General features: G+C 65.9%; 15 protein-coding genes and 1 tRNA gene. 12 read left to right on the top strand and 4 right to left on the bottom strand.

Going from position 1 to position 14695, the window contains the following annotated elements; genetic code table 11:
• Positions 1–7 precede the first annotated feature (7 nt).
• From tagF to ACSFA3_RS00655, 12 genes are all read left to right on the top strand, one after another.
• On the top strand, positions 8–790 hold the full coding sequence (tagF, locus tag ACSFA3_RS00600; RefSeq protein WP_435503467.1) for a type VI secretion system-associated protein TagF: 783 nt from the start codon (positions 8–10) through the stop codon (positions 788–790).
• On the top strand, positions 787–1653 hold the full coding sequence (locus ACSFA3_RS00605) for a TagK domain-containing protein (protein WP_435503468.1): 867 nt from the start codon (positions 787–789) through the stop codon (positions 1651–1653). Before tagF ends, ACSFA3_RS00605 begins: the two co-directional genes overlap by 4 nt.
• Positions 1650–2222 (top strand): type VI secretion system baseplate subunit TssE, encoded by a 573-nt coding sequence (gene tssE / locus ACSFA3_RS00610; protein WP_435503469.1) that lies wholly within the window; start codon positions 1650–1652, stop codon positions 2220–2222. The genes ACSFA3_RS00605 and tssE overlap by 4 nt, the downstream gene beginning before the upstream one ends.
• 18 nt (positions 2223–2240) lie before the next feature.
• Positions 2241–4121 (top strand): type VI secretion system baseplate subunit TssF, encoded by a 1881-nt coding sequence (tssF, locus tag ACSFA3_RS00615; protein WP_435503470.1) that lies wholly within the window; start codon positions 2241–2243, stop codon positions 4119–4121.
• Positions 4121–5176: a type VI secretion system baseplate subunit TssG gene (gene tssG / locus ACSFA3_RS00620; RefSeq protein WP_435503471.1), complete on the top strand. Its 1056-nt coding sequence runs from the start codon at positions 4121–4123 to the stop codon at positions 5174–5176. The genes tssF and tssG overlap by 1 nt, the downstream gene beginning before the upstream one ends.
• Positions 5173–6165, top strand: a complete 993-nt coding sequence (locus ACSFA3_RS00625; protein WP_435503472.1) for a type VI secretion system protein TssA — start codon at positions 5173–5175, stop codon at positions 6163–6165. The genes tssG and ACSFA3_RS00625 overlap by 4 nt, the downstream gene beginning before the upstream one ends.
• A complete protein-coding gene (locus ACSFA3_RS00630; RefSeq protein ID WP_435503473.1) occupies positions 6162–6521 on the top strand; it encodes a hypothetical protein in 360 nt (119 codons plus the stop codon). The genes ACSFA3_RS00625 and ACSFA3_RS00630 overlap by 4 nt, the downstream gene beginning before the upstream one ends.
• A 73-nt stretch (positions 6522–6594) precedes the next feature.
• Positions 6595–7251, top strand: a complete 657-nt coding sequence (locus tag ACSFA3_RS00635) for a response regulator (RefSeq protein WP_435503474.1) — start codon at positions 6595–6597, stop codon at positions 7249–7251.
• Positions 7248–8612, top strand: a complete 1365-nt coding sequence (locus tag ACSFA3_RS00640) for an ATP-binding protein (RefSeq protein ID WP_435503475.1) — start codon at positions 7248–7250, stop codon at positions 8610–8612. Before ACSFA3_RS00635 ends, ACSFA3_RS00640 begins: the two co-directional genes overlap by 4 nt.
• Before the next feature lie 79 nt (positions 8613–8691).
• On the top strand, positions 8692–10227 hold the full coding sequence (locus ACSFA3_RS00645) for a Do family serine endopeptidase (RefSeq protein ID WP_435503476.1): 1536 nt from the start codon (positions 8692–8694) through the stop codon (positions 10225–10227).
• Positions 10228–10383: 156 nt separating this feature from the next.
• Positions 10384–10584, top strand: a complete 201-nt coding sequence (locus ACSFA3_RS00650) for a hypothetical protein (protein ID WP_435503477.1) — start codon at positions 10384–10386, stop codon at positions 10582–10584.
• Positions 10585–10645: 61 nt separating this feature from the next.
• Positions 10646–10721, top strand: a tRNA-Asn gene (locus ACSFA3_RS00655).
• An 87-nt stretch (positions 10722–10808) separates the two neighbouring features.
• On the opposite strand, the gene ACSFA3_RS00660 is transcribed toward ACSFA3_RS00655, so the two are convergent.
• The 4 genes from ACSFA3_RS00660 to ltnD all read right to left on the bottom strand — a co-directional run bounded on the left by ACSFA3_RS00660 (position 10809) and on the right by ltnD (position 14693).
• Positions 10809–11789 (bottom strand): 4-hydroxythreonine-4-phosphate dehydrogenase PdxA, encoded by a 981-nt coding sequence (locus tag ACSFA3_RS00660; protein WP_435503478.1) that lies wholly within the window; start codon positions 11787–11789, stop codon positions 10809–10811.
• Between the two features lie 4 nt (positions 11790–11793).
• Entirely contained in the window at positions 11794–12768 is a 975-nt protein-coding gene (locus ACSFA3_RS00665; RefSeq protein WP_435503479.1) for a Bug family tripartite tricarboxylate transporter substrate binding protein, read from the bottom strand.
• A gap of 69 nt (positions 12769–12837) precedes the next feature.
• Positions 12838–13791, bottom strand: a complete 954-nt coding sequence (locus ACSFA3_RS00670; protein WP_435504917.1) for a LysR family transcriptional regulator — start codon at positions 13789–13791, stop codon at positions 12838–12840.
• Complete coding sequence (ltnD, locus tag ACSFA3_RS00675; RefSeq protein ID WP_435503480.1) at positions 13788–14693, bottom strand: L-threonate dehydrogenase; 906 nt, start codon at positions 14691–14693, stop codon at positions 13788–13790. Before ltnD ends, ACSFA3_RS00670 begins: the two co-directional genes overlap by 4 nt.
• Positions 14694–14695 lie beyond the last annotated feature (2 nt).

A 14695-nucleotide genomic window follows, 5' to 3' on the forward strand; every position in this document is an offset into this window, starting at 1 on the left:
GGAGATGATGAAACGTGTCATCGCAGCGCATCTCGTCACCCAGCCTGCGATCTGGGGCAAGCTGCCCGCGCATTCCGACTTCGTCAGCAGCGGTGTCCGGATCGGCGAGCAGGACGGCTGGGAAGCATGGCTCTCGGCTCAGCCGCACAGGACCTCCGAATACCGCGCGCCCGCCAGTGCGGCGTTGCCTGCGGCCTTCGTCCTGCCGCCCGGCGCGTTGCCGTTCGCGCCGCGTCGCTACGTTGTCGGTGTGGTTGCGCGCTCTTTCGACCGCACGGGCCGGCCCTATGCACTCCTCGTCTACCAGCTGGCTCACCGCCGTTGGCTGGTCCGACATTTCGCGAAGCATGCGGCGTACCCGCACGACTGGTTCTTCTGGCTCGCGCGAGCCGTCGCCCGGCATGCCGGTCTTTTCGAAGCGGCCGACATTCGCGCACTGGAGAGGGCGACCGGCGAGCTCTGGCGCCTGCACTCGCCGAACGCGACGCAGTTGCTGCCGCCGATCTGTCGTGCGGAAGCAGATCCGGTAGCGCTTGTCTCACGCAGTCGAGCGCTGCTCGATCGGTTGATGGGTGCGGCGTCGCAGGACGACCTGGCGCGACGGCTGGCCGGCGTGCGCTTTCTGCCGTGGCCCGACTGGCCGGACCGCTTGTGCGGTGCGGGCAGCGGCGGCACCGCCAGGTTTTCGGGTGCGCGTCGGTTCGAAGGCGCTTTCTGGCAGCAGGATGACGCTGGCGGTTTCGTCAACGCGGCGGTGCGGCTCGAGGCGCTCTGGAACGGGTCGCCGTGACGACGACGTTCCCGCAGGTTCGGCATGCGGACGCCCGTCTGCTGTTGCAGCTCGTGTCCGTGCGTGGTGTCGCGATCGACGGTCTGCTCCCGCTGCCGCCGGAAGGGCGAGGGATGGCACAGGCGCTCGCGCTCGGCGAGACGCAGATCGGCGCTGCGAGATGGCAGGCTGCGGACAGATGTCGTATCGCCTGGCGGGGCGACAACTGGCTGTTGTCCAACCACAGCCGCCATTTGGTGTGTGCGCTGAACGGAATCAGGATTGCAACGGGGGAGCAGGCGATCCTGCAGGTCGGAGACATTCTGGAACTGGACCTGTTGCGGTTCCAGCTGATCGAGCATCAACCCGCCTGCCGCAGGCCGGATCCTTTCGAGGCGCTGCACATCGAGGCGGTTGCCCGACCCGTTTCCAGCCATTCGGCACAACGTTCCGGCCGCGGCGCCGGCGAGCAATACGAGCAGCTTCTCGCTCTGCTCAACGACGAGTTCGTCGCTGTCGTGCGTGATCCGATGCAGCTTGCCGGCCATGCGAACTGGCAGCAGACCATGGCGCCGGCAGGCGAAAGCGCGCCGACGCTCGAGGAACTCAGCGCGCAGGCCGAGCCGTACCTGCTGATGCGCGACATTCTGCTTTCGAGGGTCGCTATCGATAGCGTCATTGGCAGTTTCGACGGATTCGGCGCACCCGACCTGGCGCACCGCGAGATGCAGCCCGACGTCCTGCGACTTTTCGCGCCCGATGTCGTGCGTCGTTCCGGCTCGCAGTTGCCTGCGCTGACGCGGCGAGAACATCATTCGCTTTCCATCGACAGCGCGATGGCCATCGGCCATGTGCGTCCGGGCGACGACAGGCGCGAAACATGAAGTCCCAACTCCTGCCGAACCTTTTCGACCGGTTGCGAGACGACGCGCCTTCCGTATCGACCGAATCGCCGGCCGCCTACGTGATCTCCGCTGCGCAGCTGCGCGACAGCGTGCAGCGCGATCTGGCTTTCCTGCTCAACACCACGAACGTCGAGGACCTGATCGATCGCCGGCTGCATTCCAGGGCGGCCGCATCGGCGGTCAACTTCGGCATGCCGCCGTTGGCCGGCGCGAATCTGGCGGACAGGCGGTGGGCGGACATCCAGCGGAACGTGCGGCGCGCCATTGCTGACCATGAGCCGAGGCTGCTGCCCGACTCCATCAGCGTGGTGCCGTTGGAGCCCTCGCGTACCGGCGGCCCTGGGCTTGCCAGCCGGACCGGCGTGGACCGCTTAAATCCGCGAGGACTGCATGTACTGCAGTTCGCGATTCATGCGCTGATCGATGCCCGTCCATATCCGCTCTCGCTCACGGTGCAGAGCAGCGTCGATCTCGATACCAGCCGCCTGCGCACGACATATGCAGCGGTCGCTTCGTCTGTCCTGCCCGACACCGCATCGTCCGAGTAGGACACCTCAGGAATCGCCATGGACCCGCATCTGCTCGAAAGCTACAACAGCGAACTCGTCTACATGCGCGACATGGCGAGCGAGTTCGCGGCATCGCATCCCAAGATCGCACGACGCCTCGGCATGCACGGCACGGAGATCGCCGACCCCTATGTCGAACGGCTGATCGAGTCGTTCTGCTTCATGTCGGCACGCATGCAGATCAAGCTCGACGCCGAATTCCCGCGTTTCACGCAGCGGCTGCTCGAAGTGCTCTATCCGAACTACCTGAGCCCGACGCCGTCCATGGCGGTCGCGCAACTCCACCCCGGCATCACGGCAGGCGACTTCAGGAGAGGCGTGGTCGTGCCGCGAGGCACGGCTTTTCACTCGCGCATACCTCCGGGTGAAGTGACGCCGTGCGAATTCCACTCGAGCCAGGACGTCACGCTCTGGCCGATAGAGATCGTCGATGCGCGACTGACCGGTGCGCCACCCGACATTCCTGCGATGTCGCGCCACCTGCCGCCGCAGGTGCAGGTCGTCGGCGCGCTGCGTCTTCGCCTGCGCGTGGTCGGCGACCTCGATTTCAACGCGCTTGCCGGGCTCGACCGCCTGCCCATCTATCTGCGAGGCGACGACGCTGTTTCTTCGCATCTGTTCGAACTGCTTCACACGTCGGCTGTCGCGACGTTCACAGCCGCGCCGGGCCGCATGTCCGACCGTCCGCACGTGGTGACGCGCGATGCGCTGCTGCACGAGGGACTGGCGCCCGGAGAGGGCTTGCTTCCGCTTCAATGGAACACATTTCACGGCCACAACCTGCTGCACGAGTATTTCGCCTGTCCGGAGCGTTTCCATTTCTTCACGCTCGCCGGGCTGGCTCAGGGGCTAGCCCGCATCGAAGGTCGCGAGGCAGAGATCGTGGTGCTTCTCACACGACCGCCCGGCACGCTGGCTGCCGTGGTCGACGCCAGCCAGTTCGCGCTGTTCTGCACACCTGTCGTCAACCTGTTCGAACGCCGCACGGATCGCATCGAACCGGACACGGCACAACCTGAATTTCATGTCGTGCCCGACCGCGCGCGGCCGGTCGATTTCGAGGTCTACGCCATCCGGTCGATCGTCAGCCGGCAAGGCCGGTCGCGCTCCGAAACCGAGTTTCGTCCGCTGTACCAGACGCGCAACCAGGATGCCGGCAACCATAGTCGCTACTTTTCGCTGCGACGCGAGGCGCGTCTGCCTTCGGACACTTCGAGGCGCTATGGCAGGCGCACTCCCTATGTCGGCACCGAGGTGTTCGTATCGCTGGTCGACCAGCACGATGCGCCTTGTGCGGAGGACATCGGCGCGCTGTCGGTGACGGCCTTGCTCACCAATCGGGACCTGCCGTGCTTCGTGCCGCGCGACGGTATCGCCGACCTCACGCCGGCCGACTCGATTCCGGTCATCTCCGTCGGGCTGATTCGCGCGCCGACTGCGCCGAAGACGCCGTTTGCCCAGCGCGAAATCGCCTGGCGCCTGATCAGGCAGCTCGGCTTCAATCATCTGCCGCTGGCCGATCTGCCGCAGCGCGAGGGCGCACAGGCGCTGCGCGACATGCTGCGGCTTTTCGTCGCGACCGACAACGACGCGCAGCGACGCCAGATCGACAGCTTGGTCGGTTCGCGCCTCGTGCCGGTCACCCAGCGCCTGCCGGGCGCGGGCCCGCTCATCTATGGGCGCGGCGTGCAGTGCGTGCTGAGCGTCGACGAAGAAGGTTTTTCGGGCGGCAGTCCATATCTCTTCGGCCTCGTGCTCGAGCACTACCTCGCGCGCCATGTGAGCATCAATGTCTTCACGCAGACGACACTGGAATCGGTGCAGCGGGGAACCGTTGCGCGCTGGCCCGCACGCATGGGTGGCCGGGGCATCGTCTGATGCGCGAACTCCTGATGCGTTTCCAGAAGGCGCCCTGGACGTGCGGCTTCATCGCATTGCTTCGTCGTTTCGGCGCCGCGCAGCCGGACGCGCCGCGCATCGGACTGGCGCGCCGACCCCGGCAGGAGGCGTTCCGACTCGGGCAGGTGGCGTCGCTGGCTTTTGCGCCGCGCGAAGTCGCCGAACTCGTGTTGCCGGACGGAGAGGTGACAGCGGCCGGGCGGGGCAATCAGCCGTCGGTGCCGATGGTGCGGCTTTTCGGGTTGGGTCTGCTCGGACCGAACGGACCTTTGCCGCTTCACTACACCGAACTGGTGCGCGAGCGCACTGAACACCATGGCGACACCACGCTCGCCGACTTCATCGACCTGTTCCATCACCGTTACCTGACCCACGTTTACCGAGCGTGGGCTCAGGCGCAGGCGGCGGCGGGCCTCGATCGCGTCGACGACGAAACCTTCAGCCGCTACGTGGCATGGTTGACCGGGCACGATCCCCTGGAGATACGCGATTCGGTCCTGCCCGCCCACGCAAGGCTTTCCGCCTCGGCGCATCTGGTTCATGGATCGCGGCACGTCGACGGACTGGCCGGGACGCTTGCGCATTACTTCGGTGTGCAGGTCGTGCTGGAGACCTTCGTTCTTCACTGGATAGGCATCGACCCTCAGGACCGGACACGTCTCGGGCAGGCCAGTGTCTCGTGCATCCTGGGGGAGGGCGCGGTGCTGGGCGAAGTCGTTGCCGACCGGCAGTCGAAATTCCGTCTGGTGGTCGGTCCGCTTCGTCTTGCGGACTACCTTCGCTTCACGCCGGGCGGGCGCGACCTGCCGGTGCTCGTCGAATGGGTTCGGGCCTTCGTGGGCTACGAGTTCGTCTGGGACGTCGAATTGCGTGTGCGCAGGGACGATGTGCCGCCGGCAAGACTGGACGAATCGCAGCGCCTCGGCTGGTCGACATGGCTGGGCGACGATGCCGGAGAACCGCGGGGTCATGCCGTCGGCATGGTGTTCGAGCCGGAGTCGGCCATGTCATCTGCAGAAACGGCCTGCGCTTGAACGATCTGTCGCTGCTCCAGCCTGTCGATCCGGCACTGCCCTGCGGTCCCAGCCTCGACTACGACCCGGCGCACGTCCTGGTCATGGCACGCCTCTCCCGGCGGACGGATGCGCAATACGGCACCTTCGTCGATACGCCGGGCATGCGCGACTGGTCGGGCATCGCGCAGGACTGCGAATCGCTGCTGCAGCGCACGCGCGACATCGCGATCATGGTCGGCTGGTGCAGGGCTCGTCTTGCACTTGCTCATGCGCCCGGCCTGGAAGCGGCGTTGGGCTCGATCCGGTCCGTGCTCGAACGTTGGCCCGACGACGTCCATCCCCAACTGCATCTCGATGGCTTGCCCGAACCGACCATTCGTGCCAATGCGGTCGCCGCGCTGGCCGATCCGGACGGGCTGCTGGGAGAGATCCGCGATCTCGTGGTGATCGACAGCGCCGCGGCGCGCCTGACTGTGCGCGCCATCGAGCGCGCGCTGACGAAGTCGAGAGCACCTGACTCAGCCTTGCCTGAAGTTGTCGAGCAGCAGTTGCAAGACGCGCGCGCGGACCGGCAGGGCGACGCGGCCGTTCAGATCCGTGCTCTGGACGAATCCGCAGCGCATGTGCGAGCGATAGACGCATGGTCTCGCGCGCAACTGGGCGACGAGGCGCCGTCGCTGGCCCGGCTTCTGCGCCTGCTGACGCCTTTCGAGCTTGTCCGAGACGGCTTGCCGCCCATGGAGAAACCAGTGAAGATTCCGAAAGCGTTCCTGGAGAAAACACAACCAGCCGCAGCGCAGAAAAGTCCGTTGGCTAGGCATGACGCCGCAGCGGGGATTCGTGCCGCGCGGGAATGGTTCGAGATGCATGAGCCAAGCAGCCCGGTCGCGGTCTTGCTGAAGCAGGCAGAGCGAATGGTCGGACAGCGCTTCGTCCAGGTCGCGGATGCGATTCCGCTCGAGCTGCTCCGCCAATGGGATGCGCGCGGAACGGAATCCGGGGAATGAGCAACCTCATCGCAACGATCGCAACGATCGCCGCGCTCGTCGTTTCGGCATTGTTCGGCGCCTGCATCGGATTCTTTGCGGGCCGGCTGTTCCCGGCGAATGCCGAGCGACTGGAGCGAAAAGAGCGAAAAGATCGACCAGAGCCGACCGCCGAGCGACCGCCACCATGCGTCGTTCGCGGTCCAGGCACCGCTCCTGCGGTCTTGCCGACTCCCGCCATTGCTGCTTCGCACATCGTCGAAGCCGAACTCAGCGATACGGAAATCGACGCGCTCCCCGCCGATCTGCCGTTCCTTGCCCGCCCGCGCCCGCGCATCGCGTCCCCACCCCGGACACGTGCGCTCGACCGGCTGTGACCGTCTGCGACCGGCCCGCGACTGTGATTTACTCCACGGTTCCCGCAAGCCAAACCATTCGGAACCAGCCACGATGCGCCTGCTCCTGCTCGAAGACGACGTGATGATCGGCGAAGCCGTGCTCGATCTTCTGCGCGCGGAGGACTATGCGGTCGACTGGGTCAAGGACGGCGACGCAGCCGAAAGCGCGTTGCGCTCGCAGCACTACGACCTGGTGATGCTCGACCTCGGCGTTCCGCGCCGCGACGGCATGGCCGTGCTGCGCTCGTTGCGTGCTCGCAAGGAGCGGATGCCGGTGCTGATAGCCACGGCCCGCGACTCGGTGCAGCAGCGCATCGAAGGGCTGGATGCCGGTGCCGACGACTACGTGCTGAAGCCCTACGATCTCGACGAGTTGCTGGCGCGGATTCGTGCGCTGTTGCGTCGCGCGTCGGGACGTGCCGAGCCGGTGTACGAACACATGGGAGTGACCATCAATCCGGGCACGCGCGAAGCGACGTCCGGAGGCCAGCTGGTGGTACTTTCGGCGCGCGAATGGGCGGTGCTCGAGCCGCTGATCGCGCGGCCGGGACTGGTGCTGTCGCGGGCGCAGCTCGAAGAAAAGCTCTACAGCTGGAAGGACGAGATCAGCAGCAATGCAGTCGAGGTCTACATCCACGGCCTGCGCAAGAAGCTCGGCGCCGACCTGATCCGCAACGTGCGCGGTGTCGGCTACATGGTGCCGAAGTGAAGGCGCTGGAGCTTCGGTTCGCCGGCACCTCGTTGCGCGCGCGTTTGCTCGTGTTCCTCCTGGCCGCGATCGTGCTGGCGGCCGGCGCGCAGGCCTTCGTCGCCTATCGCACGGTGCTGCAGGAGGCCGACGAGATCTTCGACTATCACATGCAGCAGATGGCGCTGTCGCTGCGCTCCGGTCTGCCGCCGGGAGGCACGGTCGGCGGCCTGGGCGGCACCGAGCAGAACTTCGAATTCGTCGTGCAGGTCTGGACCACAGACGGCGTCCGCATCTTCGAGTCCGCCGACAAGGCGGCGCTGCCGCAACTCGCGGTGCTGGGTTTCGCGGACGTCGGCGCACGTGGAACGACCTACCGCGTGTTCTCGATGCAGACGCGGGCGCTGGTGATCCAGGTCGCGCAGGACATGGCGGTGCGCCGGCAGATGGCGCGAGCGCTGGCGGTGCGCACCGTGGCGCCGGTCGCGCTGATGGCGCCGGTGCTGATGCTGGTGGTCTGGCTGGTCGTCAGCCTTTCGCTGGCGCCGGTCGCGCGCGTGCGGCGCCAGGTCGCCGAGCGACAGGCCGACGACCTGTCGCCTGTCAGCGAGACGGGGCTGCCGGCCGAGGTGCGTCCGCTGGTGCAGGAGCTGAACCTGCTGTTCGGGCGGGTCCGGCGGGCTTTCGATGCCCAGCGGCATTTCGTCGCCGATGCCGCGCACGAACTTCGCTCGCCTCTGGCGGCGTTGAAGCTGCAGGTACAGGGCCTGCAGCGCGCCGGCGACGACACGACGCGCGAAGTCGCGGTGCGCCGTCTGGTGGCTGGCATCGATCGGGCGACGCGGCTGGTCGAGCAGATGCTGGCGCTGGCCCGGCACGAGGCCGGTGCCGCGGCCGGCGTTGCGCTGGCGACGGTCGATCTGCCCGATCTGGCACGGATTGCCGTCTCCGATGTGGTCGCTGCGGCGCAGGATCGCGGCATCGACATCGGCATTGCGCAAGCGGAAGCGACGTCCGTGCGCGGTCAACCGGAGGCGTTGCGCATGCTGCTTCGCAATCTGCTCGACAACGCCGTAAAGTACACGCCCGAAGGAGGGCGGGTCGACGTCCGCATCCTGGCGGCCGGTCGGGGCGAGGCGGGAGCGGGTCCGGAGATCGACGTCGAGGACAGCGGGCCCGGTCTGCCACCGGCGGAGCGCGAACGTGTGCTGGATCGCTTCTACCGTGCGGGCGAACCGCAGGCGCCTGGCAGCGGGCTGGGATTGTCGATCGTCAAGTCGATTGCCGCACTGCATGACGCGCGCATCGAACTGGGTGAATCGGTCGCCTTGGGCGGGCTGTCGGTGCGTATCGTCTTTCCGGCGCCGGACACGGTTGTTTAAGCCGGGCTTAAGTCTTCGCGCCGACATTCCTTCCATCGCGTCAATCCGACGTTGCGATGTTTCATAGAAGGATTCCAACATGACCACCCGAACGATTTCGACGAAGGCTCTCGTGATCGCCATGGCTTCCGCCGGCGTGATCGGCGCCGTGGGCGCCGGCGCCTACAGCAGCGCGCGCGCCGTTTCAGCGCCGCAGACGGTTTACGCCGCGTCAGCTGTTTCCGATACCTCCGCGCCCGCGACACTTCCAGCGTCCACGGCGCCGCTCGTCTCGATGCCCGACTTCTCCACGATCACGTCGCGCGACGGTCCGGCCGTGGTGAACATCAGCGTGTCCGGCACGAAGAAGGCTTCGAGCGAAGAATCCGACGCCATCGCCGGCATGGACCCGGACGATCCGATGGCACAGCTCTTCCGTCATTTCCAGGGCGGCTCGCAAGGTCGCCGCGGCCAGCAGCAACAGCAGCAGCCGCAACGCGAAGTGCCGACGCGCGGGCAGGGCTCCGGCTTCATCGTGAGCGCCGACGGCATCATCCTGACCAATGCGCATGTCGTGAAGGATGCGAAGGAAGTCACCGTCAAGCTCACCGACCGCAGGGAATACCGCGCAAAGGTGCTCGGTTCGGACGCCAAGACCGACATCGCGGTCCTCAAGATCGAGGCGAAGAACCTGCCGACCGTTGCGCTCGGCAGTACGAAACAGCTGAAGGTCGGCGAGTGGGTGCTGGCCATCGGCTCGCCGTTCGGCTTCGAGAACACGGTGACGGCAGGCGTGGTCAGTGCAAAGGGACGCTCCCTGCCTGACGACAGCTACGTGCCGTTCATCCAGACCGACGTGGCGATCAATCCTGGCAACTCGGGTGGCCCGCTGCTCAACTCGCGCGGCGAAGTGGTCGGCATCAATTCGCAGATCTACAGCCGCAGCGGCGGCTACCAGGGTGTGTCGTTCGCAATTCCGATCGACGTCGCGATCCAGGTCAAGGACCAGATCGTCGCTACCGGCAAGGCCAGCCACGGCAGGCTAGGCGTCGCGGTGCAGGAAGTGAACCAGGCTTTCGCCGATTCGTTCAGGCTCGACAAGCCGGAAGGCGCGCTGGTGTCGAACGTGGAGAAGGGCGGACCGGCGGACAAGGCCGGTCTGCGTTCGGGCGATGTGATCCGCAAGGTCGATGGTCAGGCGATCGTGTCGTCGGGCGATCTGCCGTCGGTCATCGGTCAGATCAAGCCCGGCAGTGCGGTCACGCTGGAAATATGGCGCCAGGGTGCGCGATCGGAGGTCACCGCGAAGCTCGGCGATGCAATGGAGAAGGCGCCGACTGTCGCGATCAACGACGAAGCGGATGCGTCGCAGGGCAAGCTCGGTCTCGCGCTGCGTCCGTTGCAGCCGCAGGAGCGCCGCGAAGCCAAGGTCGACATCGGATTGCTAATCGAGGATACCGGCGGACCTTCGGCGCGCGCGGGCGTCCAGGCCGGCGACGTGCTGCTGGCCATCAACGGAACGCCGGCGAAAAGCATCGAGCAGGTGCGCGAGGTTGCTTCACATGCAGACAAGTCGGTGGCGCTGTTGATCCTCAGGGACGGGGAGCGCATCTTCGTGCCGGTGCGCATCGGATGAGACGCGCCAATGTCGAAAGATTGTTGCGAACTCTTTCACGTAACGGCGCCTCAACCTGACTACGGCGCTGGATGAGTTCGACCAGCGCGGAAAACTTCCACTGCTTTTCGACTTGTCCGTCGTACAACCGGGGCTTCAAGAAACCGAAAGCACATCATGACTGGAACAGGACGACTGGCGCTTAGCGTGAACGAGCTGGAAGAGGGCGAGTTCCACTACGTCCTCCTCGAGGCCGTCACCATGCCCGGTGAACTGCTGTGCTTTCGTCCCCGCGAACTCGGCGAGCGTGCGCATTCGACGCCGATGGACGCGTGGTTCTCCGGACTCGGCGTCGTGCGCCGGCTTCAGATGGGATGAATCGAAAAGTTTGGCATCGCTTGATCGAGGCCAATTTCTCGCGCTATAATCTGAGGCTTGTTCCTCGATAGCTCAGTTGGTAGAGCGCCGGACTGTTAATCCGTAGGTCCCTGGTTCGAGCCCAGGTCGAGGAGCCACTTACAAGCCGCAAGGCACCGAAAGCCCCGCTGTCGAAAGACAGCGGGGCTTTCTGCATTCGGGCTCGTCGTTCAGCGATGAATTCTCTATGCAGGTACCGTACGACTCGCGCGATGACTCGCTCCCATCCTGCAAGCCAGATCCAGCGCACTCGCCATCGCCGTCGACTGCGCCACTCCCTGACCCACGATGTCATACGCCGTCCCATGCGCCGGCGTCGTCACAGGAATCGGCAATCCGCCTTGTACGGTCACGCCGATGTCGAACCCCATCAGCTTGGTCGCGATCTGTCCCTGGTCGTGGTACATCGTGACGATGCCGTCCAGTGCGCCCTTGCGTGCGCGCAGGAAAATCGTGTCGGCGGGGTACGGCCCTTCGGCGGCGAACCCGTCGCTTGCCGCGATCGCGATACCCGGCTCGATGATGTCCGCTTCTTCGCTGCCGTAGTTTCCGTTGTCGCCGTTGTGCGGATTCAGTCCGCAAACGCCGATCCGCGGCGATGCGATGCCGGCCGCGCGCAGTGCGACGGTCAGCATGCGGATGGCGCCGGCCACGCCCGCCGGCGTCAGCAATCCTGCGACTTCCCTGAGCGCGACATGCGAAGTGACGCGCGCCGTCCATAGATTGCCGAGCACATTGAATTCGCCGCAGCTGCCGGTGTGCGAAAGCTCCTGCGCGAACCAGCGCATTTCGTCTTCCTGATGCATTCCGCCGAGCCGCATCGCGCCCTTGTTCAGCGGTGCGAAGCACAGTGCGTCGGCTTCGCCGTCCTGCACCATGCGGGTTCCTAGCCGCAGGCTGTCGAGAATGAACCTGCCGTTGTCGGCACCGACTTTCGACGGCGCGAATCGTCCGTCGAGACCCGGCCAGTCGACGATGTGCAGATGCGGGCCTTCTCTCGGCACCGGTACACCGGCAGCGCGCGCTCCTGCTTCCAGCGCCTCACGATTGGCGATGAGGTGGATGTCGGCCTTGTCTGCGGTAGCCGGGTCGGCGAGCACGCGCGCCAGAATTTCGGGGCCGATGCCGGCCGGGTCGCCGATGGTCAGTGCGATGCGTGGGAGCATGGTGTCAGTCCAGTCTGATGTTGCGTTCTTTGAGGATGGCGGCGAAGCGCTGGTCTTCGGCTGCCTGCATGGCGATGAACTGGTCGCGCGTGAGCGTCGAAGGCTCGCCGGCCAGCCCTTTGAGCTTTGCCTGCACTTCAGGCAGCTGCAGTGCGGTGTTGAAGTCGCGCGTGATGCGGTCCAGCACCGGTTGCGGCGTTCCGGTCGGCGCATACATCGCGTACCAGGTGGCCATTTCGGCATTGCGAACGCCGAGTTCTTCCAGCGTCGGAACGTCCGGCATTTCGGCCGAACGCTTCGGTGTCGTCACTGCGAGCGGACGGAATTTGCCGGCCTTGATGAGCGCCATCGCGGACGAGGTCGTGTCCAGCATGATTTCGACCTGACCGGCCAGGATGTCCTGATGCGCCTGCGAGCTGCCCTTGTACGGAATGTGCGTCATGCGCGTGCCGGTCGCGGCCATGAAGACTTCGCCGGCGACGTGCTGCGAGCTGCCGACGCCCGACGATGCATAGCGGATACCGTCGGGCCGGGCCTTCATGTCGGCCAGCAGTTCATTGAAGTTGCGCACCGGATTGGTTGCGCTCACCAGCAGCACGTGCGGCACGATCACCACCATGCCGATCGGCGTCAGCTGTTTCAGCGGATCGAAGTTCAGCTTGAGCAGATGCGGTGCGATGACCTGGCCCGAATTGGTCGCCATGAGCAGCGTGTAGCCATCCGCTGGCGCCTTGGCCGTGAGATCGGCGGCGATGGTGTTGGCTGCGCCGGGCTTGTTCTCGACGATGACGGGCTGTCCCAGCGGACCACCCATCTTCTCGGCGAACAACCGCGCGATGACATCGGTGCCGCCGCCGGCCGACGCGCCGACGTTGATGCGCAATGGCTTGTTGGGAAATGCGCTCTGTGCGTGGATGGCGAAGGCTGCGGCCAGCATCGCCGCGAGGGCGAACGGGCGCAGCAGAAGGATCGGTCTCATCGGGCTTGTCTCCGCTTGTTGTGCCCGGACTTTGCGCGTCGACGGCGTGCGACGCCATCGCCGATTGCGTCAACCAGGTTTCGCGGTTTGCGAATTCACCTGATTCACCTGATTCGCGCCGTCAGGATCGGCCAGCACCTCGATCACCGCACGCGCCGCCGACGACAGCGCCGCCGACGGCTGATGGCACAGCACGAAGCGCCGTGCCGCCCAGTCTTCGGAAATCTCGACATGCCGGAAACGCCGGTTGCCGTAGAAAGAGTGCGCCACCTGTTCTGGCATCAACCCGACGCCGATGCCTTGCTCGACCATTGCCATCATGCTGCCGAAGCTGCTGACGCGAATCCGCATGCGGATGTTGCGCTGCGCCTCGGCTGCCACGCGCTCCAGCGTGCCGGCGATCGCCGAGCCTTCGCTGAGTCCGATGACGTCGCAATCGAGAAAGTCGGTGGCGCGGACGCTGGCGCAACCGGCCAGCGCATGCGCCGCCGGTACCACCAGCACCAGCCGGTCGTGGTGATAGGGCAGCGAAGGCAGCGGCACCGCGCCGAGCGTGCTTTCGTAGATGCCGATATCGGCCAGCCCACGGCCCAGCGCCTGGATCACGCCGGGGCTGTTCAGCTCCTGCAGGTCGATCTTCACGTCGGGGCAAGCGACGTTGCAGCGCAGCAGGTCGAGCGGAAGGAATTGCAGCACCGTCGATGTGCACGCCGCGATGCGCACCACGCCCTTGTCGCCCTGGCGGAAAGCCTGCGCATCGTCCTGCATGCGCGCGACCGAACTTGCCATGCTGCGCGCATGGCCGAGCAGGGCCCGGCCTGCATCGGTAAGCGCCATGCCGTGCGGCAGGCGCTGGAACAGCGGCAGACCGAACTGCGCCTCCAGTTCCTTCATGCGACGCGAAGCCGCTGCCGGTGCCAGGCAGATGCGCTCGGCCGCGCGCGTGATGCTGCCGGTCTCGGCCGTCGCGATGAACAGCCGGACCGTGGTGAGGTCGAACTGGACGCGCGCCGGCAGGTTCAGGAATCCGCCTTCCTGTTCGCCGGCTTCGGTAGCTCGATGCCCGGAAAGATCTTGATCACCGCGCTGTCGTCTTCCTTTGCGAAGCCTGCCGTCGATGCCTGCATGAACATCTGGTGCGCCGTCGACGACAGCGGCAGCGGAAACTTGCTGGCGCGCGCCATGTCGAGCACCAGGCCCAGATCCTTCACGAAGATGTCGACCGCCGACAGCGGCGTGTAGTCGGCGGCCAGCACGTGCGCCATGCGGTTCTCGAACATCCAGCTGTTGCCCGCGCTGTGCGTGATGACTTCGTACAGCGCGGCCGGGTCGACACCTTCGCGCAGGCCGAGCGCCATCGCTTCGGCCGCGGCTGCGATATGCACGCCGGCCAGTAGTTGATTGATGACCTTCACCTTGCTGCCGGCGCCGGCCTTGTCGCCGAGCCGATAGACCTTGGCTGCCATCGCATCGAGCACCGGATCGGCCTTCGCATAGGCCTCGGGTCGGGCAGCCGTCATCATCGTCATCTCGCCACTTGCGGCTTTCGCGGCGCCGCCGGAGATCGGCGCATCTATATAGAGGATGCCGAGTTCGGCGAGGCGCGATTCGAAGGCGATCGACACGTTCGGGTCGACGGTGGAGCACATGACGAAAACGCTGCCCGGCGGCATGGCGGATGCGATGCCGCCTTCGCCGAACAGCACGCTCTCCGTCTGCGCCGCGTTGACGACCACCGACACGACCACGTCGCAGGCCGCGCCGAGCTCGGCGAGCGAACCGCAAGCCGTTCCTCCATCGTTCGCGAACGTTTCCGCTGCGCCGGGACGCACGTCGAACACATGCAGGTGGTATCCCGCGCGGCGAAGCGATTTCGCCATGCCGCCACCCATGGCGCCGAGGCCGATGATTCCGACTCTGGTCATCG

Origin of the sequence: Variovorax glucosi, from assembly GCF_051216695.1 — a bacterium.
Classification (GTDB): Bacteria; Pseudomonadota; Gammaproteobacteria; order Burkholderiales; family Burkholderiaceae_C; genus Variovorax.

Excerpts from the sequence above, each read along its gene's own strand:
- tagF (WP_435503467.1), top strand. The coding sequence starts at position 8 with ATGAAACGTGTCATCGCAGCGCATCTCGTCACCCAGCCTGCGATCTGG.
- ACSFA3_RS00660 (WP_435503478.1), bottom strand. The coding sequence starts at position 11,789 with ATGCTCCCACGCATCGCACTGACCATCGGCGACCCGGCCGGCATCGGC.
- ACSFA3_RS00645 (WP_435503476.1), top strand. The coding sequence starts at position 8,692 with ATGACCACCCGAACGATTTCGACGAAGGCTCTCGTGATCGCCATGGCT.
- ACSFA3_RS00665 (WP_435503479.1), bottom strand. The coding sequence starts at position 12,768 with ATGAGACCGATCCTTCTGCTGCGCCCGTTCGCCCTCGCGGCGATGCTG.
- ACSFA3_RS00650 (WP_435503477.1), top strand. The coding sequence starts at position 10,384 with ATGACTGGAACAGGACGACTGGCGCTTAGCGTGAACGAGCTGGAAGAG.
- ACSFA3_RS00635 (WP_435503474.1), top strand. The coding sequence starts at position 6,595 with ATGCGCCTGCTCCTGCTCGAAGACGACGTGATGATCGGCGAAGCCGTG.
- tssF (WP_435503470.1), top strand. The coding sequence starts at position 2,241 with ATGGACCCGCATCTGCTCGAAAGCTACAACAGCGAACTCGTCTACATG.
- tssG (WP_435503471.1), top strand. The coding sequence starts at position 4,121 with ATGCGCGAACTCCTGATGCGTTTCCAGAAGGCGCCCTGGACGTGCGGC.
- tssE (WP_435503469.1), top strand. The coding sequence starts at position 1,650 with ATGAAGTCCCAACTCCTGCCGAACCTTTTCGACCGGTTGCGAGACGAC.
- ACSFA3_RS00630 (WP_435503473.1), top strand. The coding sequence starts at position 6,162 with ATGAGCAACCTCATCGCAACGATCGCAACGATCGCCGCGCTCGTCGTT.
- ltnD (WP_435503480.1), bottom strand. The coding sequence starts at position 14,693 with ATGACCAGAGTCGGAATCATCGGCCTCGGCGCCATGGGTGGCGGCATG.